This is a genomic window from Rhodocytophaga rosea (assembly GCF_010119975.1).
Classification (GTDB): domain Bacteria; phylum Bacteroidota; class Bacteroidia; order Cytophagales; family 172606-1; genus Rhodocytophaga; species Rhodocytophaga rosea.
In genome coordinates this window covers 3,073,755-3,098,847 of record NZ_CP048222.1, presented here as the reverse complement: position 1 = coordinate 3,098,847, position 25,093 = coordinate 3,073,755, and the positions used below count along the sequence as shown (strand labels likewise).

The 25,093-nt window shown below is 43.2% G+C and carries 18 protein-coding genes and 1 tRNA gene; 16 read left to right on the top strand and 3 right to left on the bottom strand.

The features are described from left to right. Positions 1 to 23: 23 nt before the first annotated feature. The 12 genes from GXP67_RS13030 to GXP67_RS12975 all read left to right on the top strand — a co-directional run bounded on the left by GXP67_RS13030 (position 24) and on the right by GXP67_RS12975 (position 17,605). Entirely contained in the window at positions 24 to 809 is a 786-nt protein-coding gene (locus GXP67_RS13030) for a 3-keto-disaccharide hydrolase (RefSeq protein ID WP_162443510.1), read from the top strand. Positions 810 to 871: 62 nt separating this feature from the next. Beyond that, entirely contained in the window at positions 872 to 1,450 is a 579-nt protein-coding gene (locus tag GXP67_RS13025; protein ID WP_162443509.1) for an RNA polymerase sigma-70 factor, read from the top strand. Between the two features lie 272 nt (positions 1,451 to 1,722). Further along, positions 1,723 to 2,697 (top strand): FecR family protein, encoded by a 975-nt coding sequence (locus tag GXP67_RS13020; protein WP_162443508.1) that lies wholly within the window; start codon positions 1,723 to 1,725, stop codon positions 2,695 to 2,697. Between the two features lie 87 nt (positions 2,698 to 2,784). Continuing rightward, positions 2,785 to 6,243 (top strand): SusC/RagA family TonB-linked outer membrane protein, encoded by a 3,459-nt coding sequence (locus tag GXP67_RS13015; RefSeq protein WP_232065196.1) that lies wholly within the window; start codon positions 2,785 to 2,787, stop codon positions 6,241 to 6,243. A 21-nt stretch (positions 6,244 to 6,264) separates the two neighbouring features. Continuing rightward, positions 6,265 to 7,767 carry a RagB/SusD family nutrient uptake outer membrane protein gene (locus GXP67_RS13010; RefSeq protein ID WP_162443507.1) on the top strand — a complete coding sequence of 501 codons (1,503 nt, stop codon included), beginning with the start codon at positions 6,265 to 6,267 and terminating at the stop codon, positions 7,765 to 7,767. 228 nt (positions 7,768 to 7,995) lie between these two features. Then, positions 7,996 to 10,500 (top strand): PSD1 and planctomycete cytochrome C domain-containing protein, encoded by a 2,505-nt coding sequence (locus GXP67_RS13005; protein ID WP_162443506.1) that lies wholly within the window; start codon positions 7,996 to 7,998, stop codon positions 10,498 to 10,500. A gap of 33 nt (positions 10,501 to 10,533) precedes the next feature. After that, entirely contained in the window at positions 10,534 to 11,961 is a 1,428-nt protein-coding gene (locus tag GXP67_RS13000) for a DUF1501 domain-containing protein (protein ID WP_162443505.1), read from the top strand. 8 nt (positions 11,962 to 11,969) lie between these two features. Then, positions 11,970 to 12,215, top strand: coding sequence for a hypothetical protein (locus tag GXP67_RS12995; RefSeq protein ID WP_162443504.1), 246 nt, complete (start codon positions 11,970 to 11,972; stop codon positions 12,213 to 12,215). 483 nt (positions 12,216 to 12,698) lie between these two features. Next, positions 12,699 to 13,772: an aldose 1-epimerase family protein gene (locus tag GXP67_RS12990; protein ID WP_162443503.1), complete on the top strand. Its 1,074-nt coding sequence runs from the start codon at positions 12,699 to 12,701 to the stop codon at positions 13,770 to 13,772. A 5-nt stretch (positions 13,773 to 13,777) separates the two neighbouring features. Beyond that, positions 13,778 to 15,001, top strand: coding sequence for a cupin domain-containing protein (locus GXP67_RS12985; protein ID WP_162443502.1), 1,224 nt, complete (start codon positions 13,778 to 13,780; stop codon positions 14,999 to 15,001). 191 nt (positions 15,002 to 15,192) lie between these two features. Then, the gene (locus tag GXP67_RS12980) at positions 15,193 to 16,257 is read left to right on the top strand and encodes a sugar phosphate isomerase/epimerase family protein (protein ID WP_162443501.1); all 1,065 of its coding nucleotides are present in this window, start codon (positions 15,193 to 15,195) and stop codon (positions 16,255 to 16,257) included. A gap of 184 nt (positions 16,258 to 16,441) precedes the next feature. Next, the gene (locus GXP67_RS12975) at positions 16,442 to 17,605 is read left to right on the top strand and encodes a Gfo/Idh/MocA family protein (RefSeq protein ID WP_162443500.1); all 1,164 of its coding nucleotides are present in this window, start codon (positions 16,442 to 16,444) and stop codon (positions 17,603 to 17,605) included. A gap of 192 nt (positions 17,606 to 17,797) precedes the next feature. Here GXP67_RS12975 and GXP67_RS12970 read toward each other — a convergent pair. Further along, a tRNA-His gene (locus tag GXP67_RS12970) sits at positions 17,798 to 17,873 on the bottom strand. Between the two features lie 81 nt (positions 17,874 to 17,954). Further along, positions 17,955 to 19,292: a dihydroorotase gene (locus GXP67_RS12965; RefSeq protein ID WP_162443499.1), complete on the bottom strand. Its 1,338-nt coding sequence runs from the start codon at positions 19,290 to 19,292 to the stop codon at positions 17,955 to 17,957. A 132-nt stretch (positions 19,293 to 19,424) separates the two neighbouring features. On the opposite strand from GXP67_RS12965, the gene GXP67_RS12960 reads away from it, so the two are divergent. Then, positions 19,425 to 20,669, top strand: a complete 1,245-nt coding sequence (locus tag GXP67_RS12960; protein ID WP_162443498.1) for a sterol desaturase family protein — start codon at positions 19,425 to 19,427, stop codon at positions 20,667 to 20,669. A gap of 41 nt (positions 20,670 to 20,710) precedes the next feature. Here the strand turns inward: GXP67_RS12960 and GXP67_RS12955 are convergent, their stop codons facing one another. Beyond that, entirely contained in the window at positions 20,711 to 21,562 is an 852-nt protein-coding gene (locus GXP67_RS12955) for a UDP-2,3-diacylglucosamine diphosphatase (RefSeq protein ID WP_162447908.1), read from the bottom strand. 379 nt (positions 21,563 to 21,941) lie between these two features. Here GXP67_RS12955 and GXP67_RS12950 point away from each other — a divergent pair, with 379 nt between their 5' ends. The 3 genes from GXP67_RS12950 (at position 21,942) to GXP67_RS12940 (ending at position 25,070) form a co-directional block, all read left to right on the top strand. Then, positions 21,942 to 23,252, top strand: a complete 1,311-nt coding sequence (locus GXP67_RS12950; protein WP_162443497.1) for a DEAD/DEAH box helicase — start codon at positions 21,942 to 21,944, stop codon at positions 23,250 to 23,252. Positions 23,253 to 23,334: 82 nt separating this feature from the next. Further along, positions 23,335 to 24,462, top strand: a complete 1,128-nt coding sequence (locus GXP67_RS12945; protein ID WP_162443496.1) for a glycosyltransferase family 2 protein — start codon at positions 23,335 to 23,337, stop codon at positions 24,460 to 24,462. Next, positions 24,432 to 25,070 carry a carotenoid biosynthesis protein gene (locus GXP67_RS12940; protein ID WP_162443495.1) on the top strand — a complete coding sequence of 213 codons (639 nt, stop codon included), beginning with the start codon at positions 24,432 to 24,434 and terminating at the stop codon, positions 25,068 to 25,070. Before GXP67_RS12945 ends, GXP67_RS12940 begins: the two co-directional genes overlap by 31 nt. Positions 25,071 to 25,093 lie beyond the last annotated feature (23 nt).

The window sequence follows — 25,093 nt, the reverse complement described above, 5'->3', positions numbered from 1 at the left end:
TGATATTTAAAAATGTTGATCACATGATAAAAAAATCATATAAACCATTTTCGTTAGTAGCACTCCTGTTGGCAGTGCTGCTAACCAGTGGTTGCAAAACAACGGCTGTAAGCCAGTCTAAGGCTAAAAAAGACAAGGAAGGTTTTGTGCAGATATTTGATGGCAAAACCCTGAACGGATGGGAAGGAGATGCTAACTATTGGAGAGCTGAAAACGGCACGCTGGTGGGGGAAATTACGCCGGATAAACTGCTGAAAGCAAATACTTTTATTATTTACCAGGGTGCCCAGCCGGGAGATTTTGAATTGAAGCTGGATTTTAAAATCACAGAAACCGGCAATAGTGGCATCAATTACCGCAGCGAAAAACTATCAGATCCACCTTTTGCCCTCAAAGGTTACCAGGCTGATATTGATGGAAAAAACCGCTATACCGGTCAGAATTATGAGGAAAGAGGCAGAACTACCCTGGCTTACCGTGGACAAAAGACAACCATTGATCCGCTAAAAAATCCGTCGGCCAACCTGCGCGACGATGTGAAGCGAAATGCCTGGAGCGGACTGAGCGTAACGGATTCCATAGGAACGGCTGCCTCCCTGGAAAAGGTCGTGAAAAGCCAGGACTGGAATGAGATTCATCTGGTAATAAAAGGGAACCGGTTGCAGCATTATATCAATGGAACTCTGATCAGTGATGTAACGGATAACGATGCGGCTAACCGGAAAATGAGCGGCTATCTGGGTGTACAGGTGCATGTGGGCCCTCCTATGAAAGTAGAGTACCGCAACATCCGGCTGAAGCAATTGTAGGTTTATCAATGGAAATAGTGTATTGATTCGAGTATAATCAGGATTCTTTATCAACGAACGGTATGAAACAAGTGACCTTTGCTGAAGAGAGCCAATGGGTAGAAAGCCTGAGAAGTGGTGATGCCAAAGGATTTGAAAAAATCTACAATCATTACTGGGCAAAGCTTTTTTCCATCGCCTATAATTATACCCGGTCCAGAGAAACGGCACAGGAAATCCTGCAGGAAGTTTTTGTGAGTATATGGCTCAAACGTACTACACTCCCGGAGCAACTGAATTTAAAAGGCTACTTGTACCAGGCCATTCGTCATAAGATCTATGACCATTATGATAAGCAGGTTGTCCGTGAACAATATGCGGTGAATAAAGCATTACATGAACCGGTAATGGCCAATACAACAGAGCAGCAGGTCGCTTTTGATGAATTGAACACCTTGCTCGATCAGCAGATTGAAGTACTCCCGGAAACAACCAGAAAAGTGTTTATCCTGAGCCGGATGCATGGGTTTACCATTCCTGAAATTTCCAGAGAAATACAAATGCCGGTTAAAACTGTTGAATATCATCTGAGTAAGGCCCTCAAATTCCTGCGGTATAGCCTGGCAGATCTGCTTATTCTGATTTTTATCGTTCAGTTCTAAAAGCTCTATACAGTAAATAGTCAGTAGTTATTATGTGGAAGACACATAGTGGCTACTGACTATTTTTTTGCAGCTATTTCCTCTAGAGTAATTTATCATTATCCAACCACTCCCAATAATTTGATTCAGCACATTGCAAAGGGACAGTCTCTGGTTGGATCTGTACAGATGCCAATAAGTAAGACAATTTTTAGAAAAATTATAAAAAAACTGACCCTCTGGTTAGGGTAAATCTCTTTTCATCCTATTTACTAAATATAGCACACCTATTCATGGAACAAAGGCATCTGGTAAAACTGATTAAAAAATGGGTAGCAGGTAAAGCTTCGCCAGATGAACGTATACAGCTGGAGGAAAAATGGAATAATGCCCTTCAGGATGAATCCTATCTCCAATCTCTTCCGGAACAGGAAAGAGAAGACCTGCGCACTACCTCATTTCAGAATGTGTGGAAAGGGATTTATGCACAGGAAAAAAACAGGCAACCGGCAAGAAAGCCTGCTAAAAAAGTTCCTCTTTACGCCAGGCGAACATTCTGGATGGCGGCTGCTTCCCTGGTGCTGTTGCTGGCCATAGGAATTCCTGCGCTATATAAGTTTTATTACGAATCTGCCTGGCTTACCATCAGTACGCCAGCCGGAAAACGTCGGCAGATCAAGTTACCAGATCAATCCCTGGTTATTATCAATGGAAATTCTTCGGTCCGGTTTGCCAAAGAATGGGATCAGGCGCAAATCCGGGAGGTATGGCTCAAAGGAGAAGCATACTTTTCTGTGCAGCATACCGCCAGTCACCAGAAGTTTATTGTGCATACATCCGACGGGCTGAAAGTAGAAGTACTGGGTACAAAGTTTAATGTGTTTAACCGGCAGGGAGATACCAGAATTGTATTGCAGGAGGGAAAAGTAAAAGTTTCTGATCCTACGAAAGATTATGTGATGAAACCAGGCGAAGCGGTTAGTTATTCTGCCCAGATGCATACCATCACGCCGGAAATAGTGCAGGTGCAGCCGATTGTTTCCTGGAAAGATAAGATCCGCCTGTACCGGGATGTGTCTATTCAGGATATTTTCAAAGAATTGCAGGAAAGCCACGGCATCCGGGTAGAATATAAAAATCAATCGATCAAACATGAAGTGTTTAATGGGTCGGTTCCCAATGATTCTATTGAACTCCTGTTTGATAAAATAGAAAAACTATATGCGGTCAATGTAACTAAACTTAATGGCGTGTATATCATCGAATAATAAAATATTCTGCTTTCTGTCTGCTTCTTTTAAGCAAACAGAAGGTAGCTGATTACTAATCATTTTCCATCTAAACCAGTCCATTATATGGTAAAAAATCTATTCCTATTCAAAAAGCATGCGTTAGGATTACTTCTGTTTTCTTTCAGCTTGCAACATGCACATGCGCAGGATGTAGCCTTTGTAGCAAAGCACCCGGTAAGCCTAATGCAGGAATTCCAGACCGTTCAACTCCTGGATTTACTTAAAACCATGGAGAAACAGTATGGGGTTATATTTGATTATAACCGCAAAGTACTGAAAGACAAAGCTGTTACTGTCAGGAGAGAAGAGTTGCAAAACAATAATCTGGAAGATGTGTTAAGCCGGGTGCTATCCCCCTTGAATTTATCTTTTTCAAAATACAACGAGCATTCTTACCTGATTTATCTCAAAAAGGAAACTTCTACCATACCTGCGGCTGAAACAAACTCACCTGCTTCGGATACAGCTTCCAGCCTACTGGAAGAACAACTCCCAGTAGCCGAAAAAGAGGTAGCGTTTCCCATTAGCGGGAAAGTGACCGATGACCAGGGTGAAGGACTACCTGGTGTAAACGTATTATTAAAAGGTACAACCTCCGGCACTACTACAGATTCAGAGGGCGATTTTACACTTTCGGCACCAGATGGAAATGGAATACTGGTCTTCTCTTTTATTGGGTATCTCACCAAAGAGGTTCCGGTAAATAACCAGGCTACACTAAATGTTGCGCTGGCTGCCGATGTCCAGTCGCTGGAAGAAGTAGTTGTAGTAGGCTATGGTACCCAACGAAAACGGGATATCACCTCAGCGGTTTCCAATATTAATCTGGAAGATGTGGGTGAAGTACCTGCCTCCAACCTGACCAGGTTATTGCAGGGGCAAGCGGCTGGTGTATCGGTACGTCAGACCAATGGCTCACCGGGAGGGCAGTTCCAGGTAAGGGTGCGGGGTATTGGTTCTCTGGGTGCCGGCAGTGATCCGTTGTATGTAATTGATGGTTTCCCGGTAGGCACAAATGTGGGCGCTAACCTGAACCCCAATGATATAGAAACCATAACAGTTTTAAAAGATGCGGCATCTACGGCAATTTACGGAGCCAGAGGTTCTAATGGGGTAGTGCTCATTACCACCAGAACTGCCCAGGCAGATAAAGTGAATCTCAATTTTTCGGTAGATTATGGCGTACAGAATATTCCAAAATCCCGCCGGGTGAAGGTGCTGAATGGAGTGGAGTTTGCCCAGTTTAAAAAGGATGTATTTATGGATGGCATCCGGTATTTTCAGCAAAGAGAACCATCCATTGAAGAAGTACCTGCCAGCTACCGCTTCCCTGAGCAAACCCAGCATTCTACCGATTGGTACGATGCCATCCTGAATGACAATGCGCCCTATATGGATTATAACATGACGCTTTCGGCAGGCCGAGGACCTATCAAAACATTGCTGTCACTAGGGTATTATAAAGAGGAAGGATCTGTGATCAAAACCAATTACGACCGTATTTCGGCCAGGGCCAATCTAGGAGGGGCTATCAACAAATTTATCACGGTTGGATTTAACCTGAATGGTACCTATACCAAAAAGAATGTAGCCAGCAATGATGAAAGTATTGCGGGACGTAGTGCACTGGTAGGTTCCACTTTGTTGATGGACCCCAGGGAACCCATGTACGATGAAAATGGAAATCTCCGGCCCTATATAGGCGGCGTAGATGGTGTATTTGGCTTTCCTAATCCGGTATATGTATTAAATAATGCCATCCGGAAAAGGAATATCGCCGAAGTATTATCCAGCGGATACATAGAGCTTACTATTGTGAAAGGCTTAAAATTCCGCTCCTCTGTAAATGCCAAGTTAAATTATAATACCTATAAAGAATATGTTCCTTCTACCATTGGTACGCCCCTCAATGGCTTTCCACCAAGGTTGGCAACAGGATCAGAAGTTACAGAGCAGTTATCTAATATTTCTGCTGATCAGTTGCTTTCTTATGCCCCTGATCTGGGAGAAGACCACCATTTAGATATGCTGGTAGGCTATACTGCCCAGGAAGAAAAAGTAAGAGGTGTCTCTGGTGCCGGCAATACCTATCCCGACGACCTGGTTCCTTACCTGGGTTCGGCCATTATCCGCTCTTCTAACTCGTATGAATATGGATGGACATTGCTGGCGTATCTGGGAAGGGTAAACTATTCCTTCAAAGACAAGTATTTGTTTTCGGCTTCTATGCGCCGGGAAGGAAGTTCCAGGTTTGGAGCAAAGAATAAGTATGGAAATTTTCCGGCATTTTCTGTCGGCTGGCGGCTTTCAGCAGAACCATTTATGCCCACCACTACCTGGCTCTCTGATCTGAAATTGCGGGCAAGCTGGGGTAAAACCGGTAATAATGATATCGGTAATTACTCTCACCTGGCCTTCATGAACACCAGTAATTACATCCTGGGAAATGCCATCGCCTCTGGAAGGGTAATCAGTTCGTTTGCCAACTCTGCCCTGGAATGGGAAAAATCAAACCAGCTTGACCTGGGTCTGGATCTGGCCTTGTTTGATAACCGGGTGGTGTTTACCGCAGAATATTACGATAAGTTAACCAATGATATGTTATTGCCTATTTCTATTCCTTCTGTTTCCGGGTTTACAACCAGTTTAGCGAATATCGGAAAAGTGCAGAACCGGGGGGTTGAGTTAGCGCTGAACTTTAATACGAAAATCGGTCCGGTAAATTTCCGTACCAGCCCCAATATTTCCTTCAACCGCAGTAAAATATTAGCCATCAAAGGAGAAAATGATATGCTTTATTATGGTGGTTTTTATGGAGGCTATAACGTGCAGAAAGTAGGCCGGCCTATCGGGATGATTTATGGATACAAAAAGCTGGGCATATTTAATACCCAGGAGGAAATTGATGCCTGGCCAAAACAAGACGGTGTAATTCCCGGAGGTATGAAATTCCTGGACGCCGATGGCAATGGAGAAGTTACCTATGATACCAGAGATATGGTGGAGATTGGTAATCCGAACCCTGCCTTTACCTGGGGATGGACCATAGGAGCAGACTTCAAAGGCTTTGATTTAAGTATCCTGTTTATGGGTGCCCATGATTATGATATCTACCGGAATATTGAAGCTTCTACCATGAATATGGATGGTGTGTTCAATGTATTGGACAAGGCCAAAGACCGCTGGCGTTCCCCGGAAAATCCTGGTTCCAATCCTAATGCTAAAAACTCACAAGGCGGTACTAATTATTTCAAATGGTCCAGAGAGAGCAGCGAGCGGTATGTATATGATGGAAGCCATGTATGGTTACGGAATATCACCTTAGGCTATAACTTGCCTAAATTAATTCCGGCAATAGGTAGTGCCAGAATTTTTGTAAATGCCAACAATGTGTTTCTGTTTACCAAATACCCAGGCGGAAATCCGGATGCGAGTGTTCGTGGGGGAACGGAACTGAATAATGATGATGAGACCTATCCGGTGCCCAGAACTTTTTCCGTAGGAGCCAGACTTAATTTTTAACACCTAGCCATCACCTGATCTATGAAAAATATAACTCTTCTTAGTATACTCTTTTGTTGCCTGGTAGCCACTTCCTGTAAAGATGATTTTCTGGATACAACCGACCCTACCAGAGTGGGTTCAGATCTTTTTTACAAAGATCAAAAACAATTTGAGCAGGCCTTAAATGGGGTATATGGCCAGTTACAGGGAATAACCAATACGGCCTATATTTTCCAGGAATTTAATACGGATAATACCACCCTTGATTTTAATCCGCTGGACCGTGGGGGAGCTGCCGGATGGGAAGCCTTTGAGTTTTCTACCGTAAATTCCGGAAATGGCGAAATTTCAAACATGTGGAATATCTACTATGCCGCTTTGTACAATGTTAATTTTGCCCTTGAAAAACTAGAACCCAGTACCATTGATCCTACTGCCAAAGCTACTATTGGCGGACAGTTGAAGTTTATCAGGGCCTATTATTATTTTCACCTGGTGCAGTATTTCGGCGATGTCGTACTGGTTACTTCCACCCTGGATACCCCTGATGAAGCCTTTGCCTTGGTTCGTTCTCCGGAAGCGGATGTGTACACCCAGATTATTGCCGATCTGACTGATGCGGTTGCGTCTTTGCCGGCTAAATACGATGCTGCCAATGCCGGTCGTGTTACGAAGGGCGCTGCACTTACTTTATTGGGAAAGGTGTATCTGACCAAAAAACAATATAGTGAGGCAATTACTACGTTGAGGCAAGTATTGCCCCTGGGATATGCACTTAATCCTAGTTACGCAGATAACTTTAATCCTGGCAAGAAGAATGGCATTGAATCTATTTTTGAGGTTCAGTATCAGGGCGGAAATGACCTGGGGGAATGGAGCAATTTTATGTATGTATTTGCACCCAGATTGTCGCAGGCTTCTATTACCGGATATGCCAGCATTAATCCCAGCGGACGTAATATTCCTACCAACGATATTATTGCTTCTTACGAACCTGGTGATTTGCGTAAGGATGTTTCCCTGAAGGAAGGATATACTAATGCCAAAGGAGAATTTATCAAGATTCCCTATATCAATAAATACAATTATGCACATACCATTGCTGGCCGTACCGATACCAACTGGCCGGTATTCCGCTATGCAGATGTATTGCTGATGCTGGCAGAAGCCATTAATGAGCAGGGAGGCCCTGATTCAGAAGCCTATGGCCACTTGAATGCGGTGCGTGACCGGGCAGGTTTAGATCCTCTTTCTGGATTGGATCAGGCTGCTTTCCGGACAGCTGTTTTGCATGAGCGGAGAATTGAACTGGCTTTTGAAAACAGCCGCTGGTTTGATTTAAAGCGCACCAAAACTCCTGCGGAATTAGCTCAGTTTTTGAATACCTATGCTGCCAAAGAAAAAGCAACTCCCACCGTAGAGAGAGGTGGAGTAGCATTTAATGCGCTGGATTATGTGTATGAACCACATGAATATTTGTTCCCGATTCCGGCTCCGCAGATTTTAATTAACAATAAATTAACGCAGAATCCTGGCTATTAAGCTATACTATGCACCTGTCAGGAACGTAACGGAGTATAGCTATGTTCCTGATAGGGAAGCATATTTCAAAGAATATCTTTCATTTTTAGAAGGTATTTGCTTAAATTCGGGTTATTTTAAATTATAGTGAAGAGTTTGCCTCTATAAATTAGATAAGTTCTGGTAGCTGGTAAGCTTATAGTACATTTTTTAATAGTACGCTTAATGAATAAATTGAATAGTAGAATAATGCCAATCCAAAGAGGATGTATCATTGCCCTGATCGTCTTTTTAGTCTGTAGCTTACATCCGGCGCTTCTCCTGGAAAGTTTTGCCCAGTCGGCTGCACCGGCGGCAGAAGCAGAAACCTTCTGGCTTTGGAAATTTCTGGGAAGACTTCATCCCTTAGCTGTTCATTTTCCGGTGAGCTTGCTTTTATTTGCTGCTGTACTTGAGCTGTTTACCATCCGCCAGTACCAGTCAAAATTGCGGCCGGGAATAAACTTGCTGGTGTATATTGGGGCTGTTTCAGCCTTGATTGCTGCCGGATTAGGTTTATTATTATTCAGCCAGGAAGAATATGGCGGAGATGTATTAGCCGTTCACCAATGGACAGGTATCGCAACTGCTTTCCTGAGTATTATTACCCTGTCTTTCCTGCTGATGATCGAGCGTCAACATCAGGTCAGTTTTGTAAAAGCCTACCGCGGAATTCTGTTTTTTACAGCATTCGGCGTATCTGTAGCCGGACATTATGGCGCTTCTTTAACCCACGGAAGTGATTATCTCACCAGTGTCTTGCCCTTTAGTAAAGATTATGAAGGTGCCCCAGCCAGCACCGGTAATTTCAATTTTACTTCTCTGAAAAGCGATACTACCCGTCTTAGCGAGCAACAGGAAATGGATCTGAATGGACAGGTGCGGGCTATTTTTGCCCACAATTGTTACAGTTGCCATAGTGCTGAAAAAATAAAAGGAGAACTCCGGCTGGATAAGAAACGGATGGCTTTAAAAGGGGGTAAATCCGGGGCAGTTATTATTCCTGGTGACCCCTATAAAAGTGAGCTGGTTCGCCGGATTTCCTTACCACATAATCACAAAGAAGTAATGCCCGGAAAAGGTAAAAAATTATCGGAGCATGAGATAGAACTGATCAGTTTCTGGATCGAAAAAGGCGCTCCCTGGCCAGATAATGCCGATCAGAAAAGTGTTTTCCGGGTAGCCAAACTGGAACCCAGAATGCCAGCTTTACCTGCTGCTAGCAACGCGCTGCAAAATCCAATTGATTTATGGGTGAATAAGTATTTTGAAGCAAAAAAAGCTGCCTGGCCGGAAGTAGTAGACGACCGGACGTACCTGAGAAGAATCTACCTGGATATTATCGGATTGGTTCCCGCTCCTGAAGAATTGCAAGCATTTGCCCAGGATACCAGGCCAGATAAACGTGCACAATGGGTTCGCACCTTACTCAACCGGAATGATGATTACGCCATGCACTGGCTTACCTTCTGGAATGATGCGTTGCGGAACGATTATACAGGTACCGGATACATTACCAATGGCCGGTATAATATTACCGACTGGCTCTATACTTCTCTAAAAACCAACAAAAATTATAACCAGTTTGTAAAAGAACTTATCAGTCCAACGAAAGAATCCAAAGGGTTTATTGCGGGTATTAAATGGCGGGGTACGATTAATGCCAGCCAGCGCACAGAAATGCAGGCCGCTCAGAATGTAGCCCAGGTATTTTTAGGACTTAACTTAAAATGTGCCTCCTGCCACGATAGTTTTATCAGCGACTGGAAGCTGAAAGATGCCTATGCATTCGCTAATATTTTCGCCGATACTACCCTGGAAATCAACCGCTGTGATAAGCCAACCGGTAAATTTGCCAGTACTAAAATTCTATGGCAAGAACTTGGTTCTATTGATAGCACCGCACCTACTGCCAAAAAGCTGCAACAATTAGCCGAAAACCTGACCCAGCCGAAAAATGGCCGTTTGTACCGCACGATTGTAAACAGAGTATGGGCACAAATGTTGGGTAGGGGTATTGTAGAACCGGTAGATGCCATGGACAACGAACCCTGGAGCCAGGACTTGCTGGATTGGATGGCATCTGATTTTGTAAGCAAAAACTATGATCTGAAAGAGTTGATTTATCAGATAGCTACTTCCAAAACATATCAGTTGCCTTCCGTAGGAATAAAAGATGCAAATAAGATTATTGCCCAGGATTTTGAATTTAAAGGGATGCTCCGCCGTCGCATGGCTGCCGAACAGTTTGCTGATGCGGTAAGCAATGTGATCGAACCTGTTTTCCCGGATTCTGCTGTTGTGTACAATCCTTTTAAGAATGCCAATGCGGAAGAAGGAGAACAACCTGAGTTCATTTTCGCAAGGGCTTCCCTCGTGAAAAATAATAGTTTCCTTACCGCCTTAGGCCGCCCTAACCGGGAAACGGTTTCTACGGGAAGAGAATCCAGGGCTAATTTGTTACAGGCGCTGGAACTGACTAATGGTGATAGACTAAACGAAGTGCTCAAAAAAGGCGCAGAAAACTGGAAAAATAAATATACCAACAGTGAAGACCTGATCAATGAATTATACAAACGGGCACTGAACCGGGGACCTGAACCTAAAGAATTGAAAGCAGCGAAGGAAGTATTGGGCAGTTCTCCCAGTACAGAAGGAATCCAGGATTTATTCTGGGCTGTGGTGCTTCTCCCAGAGTTCCAGTTGATTTATTAGAAATAGAATGCATGTTTAATAAATTTTTTTACTATGAAGACGGATTGGAATAGAAGAGATTTTCTGAAGAAAGCCAGCGCCGCTACTTTGGCAGCTATGACAGCAGGTGCTCCAATGACGAGTTTTTTATCTTCGTGCAACACAAAAAAAGGAGTAGATACAAAGGCAGATACTGTGATTTTGCTCTGGATGGCCGGAGGAATGGCACATACCGAAACCTTTGATCCCAAAAAGTATACGCCTTTCGATAAGGGCCTGGAATCAAACCGGGTGCTGAGTACTTTTAAATCTTTCCCAACTGCCCTGGATGGTGTGTCTTTTTCAGAAGGATTACAATCTATAGGTTCTGTAATGGATCGGGGGACTATTATCCGCTCCTACGTAGCAGCGGATTTGGGCCACATTTTACATTCCAGGCATCAGTACCATTGGCATACTGGCTATGAACCGCCGCAAACCGTAGCCGCTCCGCATATCGGTGCCTGGATAGCCAAAGAAATGGGTCCGGTGAATCCGGTCATTCCTGCCTTTATTGATATTGGGCAACGGTTTACAGTAGGAGAGGGGGAAGAGTTAAAAGCATTTCATACTGCCGGATTTTTAGGCAACGAATTTGGTCCTTTCCTTATTCCAGATCCATCACAAGGCCTGGAAAGTGTGCGTCCGCCAGTAGGCATGTCTGCGAAAAGATTTGAGAGGCGGAATCAATTGTATAATGAACTGGTCAGCCAGAGTCCTTTTGGGGAATTTGGTAGCGATTACCAGAAAGAATCGCTCAAACGATCGATGGAACAGGCCTATATCCTGCTGAATTCTCCGGAGGCCAAAGCTTTTGATTTGAGCCAGGAACCCAAAGAGATTTATGATATTTATAATACTGGCCGCTTTGGATTAGGCTGCCTGATGGCTCGCAGGCTTACGGAGCAAGGCGCACGTTTTATCAGTGTAACCACGGAATACGAACCTTTCATGGGATGGGATACGCACGAAAACGGGCACACCAGGCTAAAAGACATGAAAAAGCAAATTGATGGACCGGTAGCCCAGTTGATCAAAGACCTGGAAAAAACAGGCCGCCTGGACCGTACCATCGTGATCTTAGCCAGTGAATTTAGCCGGGATATGCTTATGGAAGGCCGCCCTGGTGCTAAAGTACAAGACCAGGTAGACCAGCCGGATGTAATTACCGATATAAAAAATTACGGCATGCACCGGCATTTTACCGATGGTTGTTCTATACTCATGTTTGGTGGAGGCATTAAAAAAGGCAATGTGCATGGAAAAACTGCAGATGAACGGCCTTGTAAAACTATTGAAAAACCTATTAAAATAGACCAAATCCACCAGACCATTTACCATGCTTTGGGTATTCCAGGCGATGCGCATTATGTGGTGGAAGAACGCCCATTCTATACTACGCCTGATGGCCTGGGAAAACCTGAAATGGCACTATTTGCATAAGAAACTATATGGTTAAACCTTGGAATGTATCCAATAAAGAGTCTAGCCAGCTGTTACTTTGGAGATTGCCAGATGAGAATTTTCGCATTATGCAAGCGGGAGAGTTAACTCCGCTCATTAACGGTTATCAATACATTCTGGTACATCATTCTATTCTGGCTCCATTTTCGGCATTGAGTTCTGATCAGGTGACGATCCGTCCAAGAACTATCATCAATCATGTTACTGGGCAAATATGGAATGAATATTCGTAATTAGATATTATGATGCTATTACTCCTACAACCATCCAGGATATAACAGGAGATGAGACTCAGATTTGGAAGTATGATTCAATCTATTTATTTGTATCTTCTCTGGTGAAAAGTACTTTAGAAAGCATGACTAATGAATTACGATTCACTTTGGGATTCAGCCATTTTGCTTAATAAAGTTATTACACTCAGCTTTACAAAGCTGGATTAAGACATCTAAAATCGTTTCTTATTTAATTGTTGAGATCAGGCAGCTAATAATATTAAACACCATTCTAATCCTGCTCGCCAACCTCAATCCTTCAAACTTTTAATTTCCACCAAAATATTGTTCTCTCAGGAGAGTACAGGAAGGTTGCTTTATGTTTGCTCCTTACATTTATAACTAAAACAAGAATTTATTAATTTATATTGATATATTTTTTGTTTTATTTCCTGTAAAATTAAGCTATACTTAAGGCTCAAAACTAAAGTACATATATAGGTGGCATCTCAATCCTGGCATAATAAGATATCTAATCCGGCACAACTGGGAGGCATAGAAACGTCCGTTATCGACAATGGGCCAGGGCGTGGAAACCGTATCGCCTGGATTAATACCGGCACTGGTTTACGATACAAAGTAGTGATAGATAGGGCAATGGATATTGTGGATGCATTCTACAACCAGCACAGCCTAGCATGGATCAGTCATGTAGGAATTACAACGCCACAAGCGTTTTCTGACCAGGGCATAGACTGGCTCCGTACCTTCGCCGGAGGTTTACTTACTACCTGCGGGTTGAATCATGTAGGTGGCCCTGAGAAAGATGAATTTGGTGAACGGGGCTTACACGGGCGTATCAGCAATACCCCGGCAGAGATAGAATCGATTATTCAACCTGATCCGGCAGCTGGTAAACTTGAAATGAGTATTACCGGAATTATCAAACAAACCCAGGTCTTTGGCCCCAGTCTGGAACTGAGACGAACTATTTCCGGCACTTTAGGACAGGCAGTTATCCGTATCCGGGATGAAGTAATTAATCGGGCAAATACCGCTACGCCACATATGCTGCTCTATCATCTGAATTTTGGATGGCCGCTGGTAGATGAAGGAACAGATATTCTTTGGAACGGCAACTGGCAAGCCCGCTACGATGGCAAGCCCAATAAAATTTTCAGGGAAGGAAACAACTTCCGGAAATGTCCGGCACCTTTGGATGATCATAGCGGTGGTGGGGAAGAAGCCTGCTTTATAGAGCCTGCTGCTGACCAATCCGGATTCTGGACCTGTGGTTTGCATAATGCTTCTATTGGTCTGGCAGTTAAAATGAAATTTCAGAAAGGGCAATTGCCCTGGCTTACCAACTGGCAGCACTGGGGCAAAGGCGAATATGTACTCGGCCTCGAACCAGGTACCCATCCACCCATCGGGCAAGCAAAAGCAAGGGCAGAAAACACGCTTATCCACTTGCAACCAGGCGAAAGCAAAGTATACGACCTGGAAATGGAAGTATTACATACATCCGAAACCATTAATGAATTTTTAAAACAATCAAACATACCTAACGCATAATTGATATGGAAACAATGGAAAAAACAAGTGTAGCGGAAAGAGCTTTAGACCAGGGAAAAGGCATATTGCGGCTGGCACCCACCTGGGTACCCCGTTCCTTCTGTGTTCCTGGCAGGCGCATTAAACTCCATCCGGACGATTATTATGTGCTGGGCGGACAACGGGGAGGCATTGATGAACGCTGGCTTTCTTCCACAACTCCGGCAAAAAATGGTCCCCTAACCGGCAAAAATGAAGGTTTAAGCGCCATCGTTTTTAATGATGGAAACAAAGAAGTGCAAATATTGCTGAAAGATGCCATTGATGAATTAAAAGGAGCTATTATTGGTGACCGCTTGTGGAACCAGTATAAATCCTGGCCGATGTATTCTAAGTTTTTCGATAACAAAGGACCACTTCCGCACCACATCCATCATAATGATGAACATGCCAAACTGGTAGGCCAAAACGGGAAGCCGGAAGCGTATTATTTCCCACCTCAACTCAATAATCATGGTGGCGATTTTCCTTATACTTTCTTTGGCATTGCCCCTGGAACAACTAAAGCACAGATCCGGGAATGTCTGGCCAATTTTACCAAAGGCGACAATAAAATCACTAATTTCTCTTCGGCTTACCGCTTAGAACCAGGCACTGGCTGGGATGTACCTCCGGGAATATTGCATGCACCTGGAAGTTTGTGTACGTATGAACCTCAGAAAGCATCCGATATTTTTGCCATGTATCAGTCATTGGTAAACGATGCCGTAATTCCCGAAGAATTGTTATGGAATGGTACACCCAAAGAAAGAATGGGCGACTATGACCAGCTGGTAGAAGTGATCGACTGGGACGCTAACGTAGATCCTAATTTTATGGAAAATCACTTTATGCGTCCAAAACCAGTACGTCCGGTAGATGAAATGAAATCACAAGGCTACAGCGAAAACTGGATCTGCTATAAATCCGAAGCGTATAGCGCCAAAGAACTCACGGTACTGCCTGGAGCTACCGTAACTATTAAAGACAGTGCGGCTTATGGAATCATTATGATGCAGGGACATGGCAAAATGGGCGTTTGGGACATTGAAACTCCTACCTTAATCCGCTATGGTCAGCTTACCAACGACGAATTCTTTATTACCGAAAAGGCGGCTAAAGAAGGCGTTCAGATCACCAATTATTCTAAAAATGACCCTATCGTCATGCTCAAACATTTCGGCCCAAATAATCCCGATCTGAAACTGTAAGCTACTTAAGTTTAAAATGATGAACACTGAACAAGGAATGCAGAATAATGAAGTAAAAATTAATTCTACATTCAATATTCCTTGTTGGATATTCGATATTCAAAACCGGCATTTATGTTATCTTTTGGTATAACGCAATATTATCTATAACTCCTAATAAATAAGTTTCTAACCTCAAATCATCCAAACTTATGAGCGAAAATAATTTTCCTAAACTCCACAACGCCACATGGCCTGGCCTTGTAGGAAAAGGTGCCAACTCAGAACCACCCATTCCCTTTGATACCATGCTGGATATGACAGCCAAAGCAGAAGTAAATGGGGTGAAATTCGATGGCGTAGATCTGGGTCTGTTAGACCCACACATCAACATCAATATGTCGGATGATGATATTAAGCGCCTGGGCGAGAAAATAGGCAACCTAAACCTGAAAGTTGGTAGCCTGGTAGCACCCATCTGGGGTGGTCCGATTTTAGGAAGTAAGGATGACCGGGCCACATTTGTAGAAATGGTTCGTAAAGCTTGCCATTTTGGAAAAGTATTACGTGATATAGGCATTCGTCCCTATGGTGTGGTACGGATTGATTCTGCCAGTTCTCCGCATGACTGGGAAAAAGATCCGGTAAATAACCAGAAACTGATTGTGCAAACGTTTCAGGAAGCCTGCGATGTAGCCGCAGATTTTGGCGAAAAACTGGCTGCCGAAGGAGAAATCTGCTGGGGTGGAATGCACAGTTGGCGCACCATGCTTAATACACTGCAACAAGTAAACCGCCCGAACATGGGATTCCAGGCAGATATGGCACATACCTTATTGTACCTGATGGGCTATAACCATCCGGAAGACCGCATTTTGCCGGAAAACTTCGACTGGAAAGACCGCAACACCCTAACTGATGGCCTGAAAACCATTACAAAAGCCCTCCGCCCGTATACATTTGACTTTCACGTAGCGCAGAATGATGGAACGGTATTCGGTTCAGGTTCTCATGATAAAACTGGCCGCCACTGCCAGGCAACAGATCCCAATGGAAAACTTGATGTAGTAAACGATGCAGGCTACTGGCTGCGGGATGAAAACGGCAACCTGACCAAAGCATTTAAACACATCTGCTGGGATGGCTGTATGTTCCCCAATGAGGTAATGATGCGTCAGCAAACCTGGAACGATATTCTGGCTACCCTCATTAAAGTACGCCAGGCACATGGCTGGTCTGAGGCAGAAAAAGAGAAATTAGTAGCAGTCGGGCAGTAAAGTGAATGAGCGTATGAGAGATTGAGTGAAGTATAGTGTAGGAGTCAATAAGTGTGTAAGTAAATGACGATTTTTATAAAAAATACTTAAATCAGTAATCACTCATTCTCTCAATCACTCATTCATTCACTTAATTATGAACCCAAATGCCTTTTCATCTACTTGTTAAATCACACTAAAACACATGAGTCAAAAGAAAGAAGTAAGAATAGGATTAATAGGAACAGGTTTTATGGGCCGGACCCATTCCAACGGATACAAACGCATCGGTGATTTTTTCCCTGATCTGGCCTACCGTCCGGTACTCAAAGCCGTATGTGCCCGCAGCAAAGATAAAGTACAGGCTTTTGCCGAGCAGTGGGGCTACGAATCTACCGAAACCGACTGGAAAGCCGTAATCAACCGCAAAGATATTGATGCCGTAGATATTTGTACACCCAATGATACCCATGCCGAAATTGCCATTGCCGCAGCGGCAGCCGGTAAAATGATTCTGTGCGAAAAACCTCTTTCCAGAAATCTGGCAGAAGGGCAGAAAATGGTAGATGCGATAAAAAAAGCCGGTGTGCGCAATACTGTCTGGTACAATTACCGCCGCTTACCAGCCGTTTCGCTGGCCAAACAATTGGTGGATTCAGGCAAACTGGGGAAAATCTATCATTACCGGGCCAACTTCCTGCAAGACTGGACCATCAGTGCAGATGTACCACAAGGCGGCACCGGAACTTGGCGGATGGATGTAGAAGCCGCAGGATCTGGCGTAACAGGTGATTTACTGGCACATTGTATTGATACAGCCATGTGGCTCAATGGAGGTATAAAAGATGTATCGGCTGTTACAGAAACGTTTGTAAAACAGCGGATGCACCAGTTGACTGGCAAAGTAGAACCAGTAGGTATCGACGATGCCTGTATATTCCATTGCCATTTTGATAACGGCTCTTTAGGATTATTTGAATCTACTCGCTATGCCCGTGGACACAAGGCTTTGTATACCTTCGAAATAAATGGGGCTAATGCCTCTATCCGCTGGGATTTACATGACCTCAACCGCCTGGAATACTTCGATCACCGGGATGAATCTATTGTGCGTGGATGGCGCTCTATTCATGTAACCGATGGCGACCAACCGTATATGAACAAATGGTGGGTACCGGGCCTGGGTATTGGCTATGAACATAGTTTTATTCACCAGGCAGCCGACTTTATGAAAAGCCTGGAAACAGGAGAGCCTTGCCATCCTACCTTTGAGGATGCCCTGGAAACTCAGAAAGTGTGCGAAGCCGTTATTGACTCAGCTCGTTCCAGAAGCTGGAAAGATACTGGTGTTGCCTGGCAAGAGAAATAGTTGAGAAAGTATATTATTATTCTATACCTATACAGGAATGTGCTCAAACACATTCCTGTATTTTTTAAGGAAGGTACTCTAAGAAAAATCAGAAGTAGAAGAAAAGTAAGCGTTGAAAAGCAACAATAATGATAAGTAAACTTCCTTTAAGGGCATAAAAAAACCGCCTAATTCTAGAAATTAGACGGTTTAGGGAGGGAGACGGGGTTCGAACCCGCGACCTCCTGAACCACAATCAGGCGCTCTAACCGGCTGAGCTACAACCTCCGTTTAAGAATGGCAAAACTACACGATTTTATTGTATCCGGCAAAAAAATAAGCAGATATTTTAAAGCAAACAGCTACAATTTTATCGTTTAAACAAGAGCCTTTGTCCTTTTACACTTTCATCGAAATTATTGTTGGCATAGGCCAGATGGCCCGATACGATGGTATGTGTAATGGCCGACCGGAAACTCCTGCCTTCAAAAGGTGACCATCCGCACCGGTACAAAATAGTCTCTTTGGTTACATGGGTAGAATTATGTAGGTCCACCAGGGTAAGATCTGCCCAGTAGCCTTCCCGGATAAATCCCCTTTTATCCATTTGAAAACAGATGGCTGGCGCATGGCTCATTTTTTCGGCGATCTTTTCTAAACTGATTTTACCCTGGTGATAAAATTCCAGCATCATAGGTAATGCATATTGGATCAGGGGTACACCGGAGGGCGCCTGCCAGTAACCCTGGCTTTTTTCTTCCCAGGTATGTGGCGCATGATCGGTAGCAATAATATCCAGGCGGTCGTCGAGCAACGCATCCAGCAGGGCTTTTTTGTGATGTATATCTTTAATGGCCGGATTACATTTGATCAGGTTTCCCAGCGTTTCATAGTCACCGGCATCAAACCAGAGGTGGTGTACACATACTTCGGCCGTAATTCGCTTTTGGGCTAGAGGAATCTGGTTGGTAAACAAATGTAATTCATCGGCAGTGGAGATATGCAGAATATGTAAGCGGGCATTATAGGCTTTGGCTACTTCTACGGCCATAGAAGAAGATTTCAGGCAGGCTTCTTCATTGCGGATAATCGGATGAATGGCAGCAAAAGCCGTATCTCCGTATTGCTTTTTGTATTTCTCGGCATTAGCCCGGATGGTAGCTTCATCTTCGCAATGGGTGGCAATCAGCATAGAACTTTCCCTGAAAATACCAGAAAGGGTCTTTTCATTATCAACCAGCATATTCCCGGTGGATGAACCCATAAAAATCTTAATGCCGCATACGTTCACCGGATCTGTTTTGAGTACTTCCGCCATATTATCGTTGGAAGCACCCATAAAGAAAGAGTAATTAGCCAGGGAAGTAAGTTCCCCAATCCGGTATTTATCCGCGAGCAGTTCCTGGGTTAAGGCATTAGGTACCGTATTAGGCATCTCCATAAACGACGTTACGCCACCGGCTACCGCTGCTCTACTCTCCGAATGAATGGTGGCTTTATGGGTGAGTCCTGGCTCGCGGAAATGTACCTGGTCATCTATTACGCCCGGAAACAAATATTTGCCTTCTGCATCTATTACCTGGCTGTTTCCGGCAGAAATTTCTTTTTCTATTTTATATATCAGGCCGTCTTTAATTAATACATCGGCTTTTATAATCTGGCCTTCATTTACGATTTGTGCATTGGTGATCAAAATATTGCGCTGCATAAGAAAAAAGGAGGTTTGCCTAAGAGCGAAATTAGAAAAATAAAAACTCCTCTCCTAAAACAGAATTATCAGGAGATCACACTTGAATTATTTCAATAAAAATTAGTAGTTTAGATATAAATTAGGTGTGCCATGAATATCAATCCGATTGTATTGTCTATTCCTGTATTTTTTATTCTGATCGGAGTAGAGTTACTGGTCGAACGTTTCCGGCAACAGAAATTATATCGTCTTAATGATGCACTTACCAACATCAGTTGCGGTATTGGTGAGCAGGTGACCGGGGTATTTATGAAATTGTTTGTTGTATCTATTTACCAGTATATTTATGAACAATATGCCATCTTTCATATTCCTACCACCTGGCTTACCGGCATTCTGCTGTTTATAGCCGTAGATTTCTTTTACTACTGGTTTCACCGCTACAGCCATGAAATTAACTTATTCTGGGGCGGACATGTGGTACATCACCAGAGCGAAGAATACAATTTGTCGGTGGCTCTACGGCAAGGCTGGTTTCAGAAAGTATTCTCTTTTGCCTTTTACCTGCCCCTGGCCTTGATCGGCTTCGAGACCTTATTATTTGTTACGGTTGCTTCCCTGGTTACACTGTATCAGTTCTGGATTCATACCAAAGCCATTGGTAAATTAGGCTGGCTGGAATGGGTATTGAATACACCTTCGCACCACCGGGTACATCATGGTGTAAATCCCAAATACATTGATAAAAACCATGCAGGAGCGCTCATCATCTGGGACCGCATGTTTGGTACTTTTCAGCAGGAGGAAGAAGAACCAGTGTATGGCATAACTAAACCACTCAACAGCTGGAATCCGTTCTGGGCCAATATGCAGCACTGGGTAGATATGATGCATACCATCAAACAAACTCCCGGATGGGCTGACAAACTCCGGGTAGTATTTATGCCTCCAGGCTGGCGTCCGGCGTATATGGGAGGCACTATTCCTATTCCGGAAGTAGACCGGAGCCGTTACCACAAATACAATACGGATTCACCGGCTCAATTGAACTATTATGTTTTCTTTCAATATGTGTGTACGCTAATCGGCGCTTCGCTTTTTTTGTTCACTGCTGAGCAGTTGCCTTTTCTTCTGAAAATGTTTTCTGCTGCTCTTATTGTACTTGCCATTGTGAACTGTGGTGCTTTGTTCGAAAAGAAAAAATGGGTATATGTGGCTGAATTTATCCGGCTCGTTGCCAGCAGTGCTTTTTGTGTTTATCTGGCCTATTCCTCCGTTTGGTTTATGGCAGTAACCATAGGTATTGGTGTTTTTACCTGTATTTCTGCATTCTGGCTGCTGCGTCTGAATTATATTTTTTATCCGGAAGCCACCAAGAAACATATGGCTGCCTGAGTTACAAGTAAACATCCATGTAGTCTACTGTAAAAAATACCTCAGGATACTTTTTTGAGCAATTTGATCGTATTCAACTGCTCCAGCGGATTAACTTCCTCTTCACCTTCTGCGGCATCCTCCATATCTTCTTCAACATAAGCAGAACCACTGGTTTCATTGTAATATAGCAGGCTCCATTCACCGGAATCATCCTGCACCAAAGCACTGAGAGATTCTACCCAGTCTCCGGAATTGAGGTACAGTATATCGTCGAACTGCTTAATAGCGGGCTGGTGAATATGTCCGCAAATAATGCCATCGCAATTTTTAATTCTCGCTACGGCTGCCAGCTGGGTTTCAAAATCGGAGATATAGGATACAGCCGATTTTACTTTGTGCTTGATCACCTGGGAAAGTGAATAATAGGGGAGACCCCGGCTGGTACGGTAATTATTATAAAGTTTGTTCACCCACAGTAAAAAAGTATAACCCAGGTCGCCTAGCTTGGCCATCCATTTGAGCTTGGTAGTAATGGAATCGAAAATATCGCCGTGGGTAACATAGTACTGCTTGTCTTTTGATTTCAGTACATAATCCCGCTGAATAGAAAAATTGCCTACTTTGAGGGGCAGGACCTGGTCTAAAAAATCGTCGTGATTGCCCCGCAGATAGATCACTTTTGTATCGTACTCTTCGATCATTTTGAGTACAGTTTTGAAAAAACGGGTATGTTTTTTCTTCCAGGTCCCATACTTTTTAAGCTGCCATCCGTCAATAATATCGCCGTTGAGGATTAACTTGTCGCAGGTATTCTGCTTCAAAAAATGGATAAGTTCCTTGGCCTTGGAGCCTGATGTACCTAAATGCACATCTGAAATTACAATGGTTCTAAAATGCGTCTTCAATAGAATAACAATGTGTTTTAACAAAGTTATTATTTGATTGTAACGTATGAATTACCTGATTTTTAATTTATTAATATGTTTTTATTCTATTTATACCTATTATTTAACTAATAATGAAGTAATTGCAAAATGCTTAACATATGAATAATATTCAGCGAATGATAGGTTTTATACTGCAGAAGTTCATATGCTGCATATGGGAAGATACCCGGATTCCTTGGTAATTTATCGTAAGTTTGAGCACTATAATTCACGCATGTTTGCTTAGCAAATTCATATTCAACAAATAAAAGCGACTGAATCAGGTTTACAGAAGGCTGTAATTCCAACTTCTATCCTGCATATTTAGTAAATAATTAAGCATGCTTATCAATACATTTTAAAAATGACCACCTTTCAGGATTTTAAGTTAAACAAGCAATTGCTATCAGCTGTGGAAGATGCAGGTTTTCAAACACCTACTGAAATTCAACAGAAAGCCATTTCGCTTATTCTGGCCGGGCACGATGTACTGGGCATTGCCCAGACCGGTACCGGAAAGACGGCAGCTTATCTGCTTCCGCTGCTGATGAAAGTAAAATATGCACAGGGAACCCATCCAAGAGCCTTGATTTTAGCGCCCACCCGCGAACTGGTGATGCAGATTGACGAACATATTACATTTTTAAGCAAATACCTCGACATTCGGCATACCTCTGTTTATGGCGGAATTGGACCAAAAACACAGATTGAAACCATTGGAAAGGGAATTGACATACTGGTAGCCACGCCAGGCCGCTTACTGGATATCTACCTCAAAGGAGATCTGGTTTTGAAGGAAATAAAAACCCTGGTACTGGATGAAGCCGACAAAATGATGGACATGGGTTTTATGCCCCAGATCCGGAAAGTACTGGAAGTAATACCTGTGAAAAGGCAGAATTTGCTTTTTTCGGCCACTTTTCCCGAAAAAGTAGAACGTTTGTCTGCGGAGTTCCTGGAATTTCCGGTGCGGGTGGAAGCCACTCCGGAATCGACACCGGTAGAAACTGTAACGCAGGTATTATACGAAGTACCTAATCTGAAAACAAAAATTAATCTGCTGAGCTTTCTGCTGAAAGATGCACAAGCATTTAACCGGGTTATCATCTTCACCAGGACGAAACAAAACGCCGACAATATTTATAAATTTCTCACCCGGAAAATGCTTACCGAAGACATCCGGGTGCTGCATGCCAATAAGGGACAGAATACCCGTATTAATTCCATGGAAGCTTTTAAGGAAGGAAATGTACGGATACTGGTAACGACCGATGTAGTGGCCAGGGGCATTGATATAAGCCTGGTAAGTCATGTGATTAATTTTGATGTACCCCTGATTTATGAAGATTATGTGCACCGCATTGGCCGTACTGGCCGGGCCAACCAGACTGGTGAAGCCATTACCTTTATGACAGAACCGGAAGCCTATCATATAGCCAGAATCGAAAAACTCATCCGCATGCCTATTCCCAGGAAAAGCCTGCCTGCGGAAGTAGAAGTAATTGAAACACCATTTGAGGAGTCACAAGCCATGGCGATGGAAATAGATCAGCAACGCAAGAAAGAAGACCCTACATACCAGGGGGCTTTTCATGAGAAAAAAGCAAAAAACAGGAAACGGCCAGATCTAAAATCCGGTAGTAAGACCAGGGGGAAAAAATTCAAAGGTTCCTGAATGTATTGTTTACGTGTCGAATGGCTATAATTACTTTTTACTTTTACTTCTATCCCTAACCCTAATAAAATTATAACACAGCTTGATTGCAATTGCGATACTCGTTTACTGCTTCCTGGTTATCCGGTTTGTGGTCACCCTCAACAATTGTATTAGCAAACCATTTCTTCCCTATTCCAGTCAGCCTCATACTGAGCTGGTTTCCATTCTGGTACCTGCCCGCAATGAAGCTTTGAATATTCCGCACTTACTGGCAAGTATTCAACAACAAGAGTATAGTAACTATGAGTTAATTGTTCTCGACGATGATTCTTCGGATGAAACGGCGGCTATCATAAACCAGTTTGTGACTACAGAACCTAGATGTAAGCTTATTTCCGGGAAACCGTTGCCTGAAGGATGGCTGGGTAAAAACTGGGCTTGTCACCAGCTGGCAATGTTAGCTTCCGGAAAGTATCTGTTGTTTGTAGATGCCGATGTACGGATTGGGGAGGGCTTTATCCGGTCGGCAATTCAGGAAATGAAGCGTAAAAACCTGAGTTTGCTATCTGTATTTAATGACCAGGTCATGCTGTCGGCCGGCGAAAAAATGGTCGTCCCACTGATGCATTACTTGCTGCTGACCTTGCTCCCGTTGCGGCTGGTGTATAGCACAAAAAATCACCAGATTGCTGCTGCTTCCGGGCAATGTATGCTTTTTGAAGCAGAGGCATACCATACCCATCAATTCCATCAGCAGGCCAAAGCAGAAGTAGTAGAAGATATTTATATTATGCAACGAGTTAAAAAAGCTGGCCTTACTGGGGCGGCTTGTCTGGCCAATGGCTTGATTCATTGTCGGATGTATAGTAGCTATCAAGAAGCAATCGCCGGTTTTAGCAAAAACCTGATGGCGGGTTTTGGAAACAGGGTTTGGGTTACTTCGATATACATAATGCTTATTACGGTGGGATATTTAGCTTTTTTATCGCCAGATGTTACTCAACTTTTTCCCGGTAGGTCAGCCTTATTTCTATTTTATGGATCAGTTCTCTTTTTCATTGTTAGCATTCGTGTAATGGTTTCCTGGCTGAGCAATCAGAACATATTCGTTAATCTGTGGTTTCATCCTGTACACATGATTACCATTCAACTATTATTGTTGATTTCTATTTACAAGCGCATTACCCATACTAATAAATGGAAAGGAAGACGTATTTCTACAAAATAGCTCTGGCTTTGTTAATTGCTATGCATATAGCTGGTATTATTGGTTTGCAGCATCCGCTCAGCCGGCCTTTATTTCAGCAACTGATCGCCTTTAATCTGCTGGTAACGGCAGCTATCGTGTTTTATTTTCATACCGATTTTAACCGCAATTTTATTGTATTCAGCATTATTACCTTTCTGGCCGGGTTTTTTATTGAAGTGATTGGCGTAGCAACCGGCCATGTTTTCGGTGTTTATACCTATGGCGCTACCTTGGGGTTGAAATGGCTGAATGTGCCCCTACTGATCGGATTAAACTGGCTCGTGCTTATTTATTGCACCAATATAATTACCAATAAACTTCCTTTTCCGTGGTGGGTGAAAGCCTTGCTGGGTGCTTGCCTGATGGTGGGTCTCGATTTTTTTATTGAACCGATGGCGATACAATACGATATGTGGGCATGGCAGGACAATAAAGTCCCTTTTCAAAATTATATAGGCTGGTTTATAGCTTCACTGGTACTTTCGGCTTTATTTCATATTTTCAGCTTTTCAAAAAAAAACACAATTGCCATGCTGGTGTATGCGATTCAACTACTATTTTTTATGGCACTGGCGCTATTTTTTTAAACATTTTAATGCAAATTAAGTTC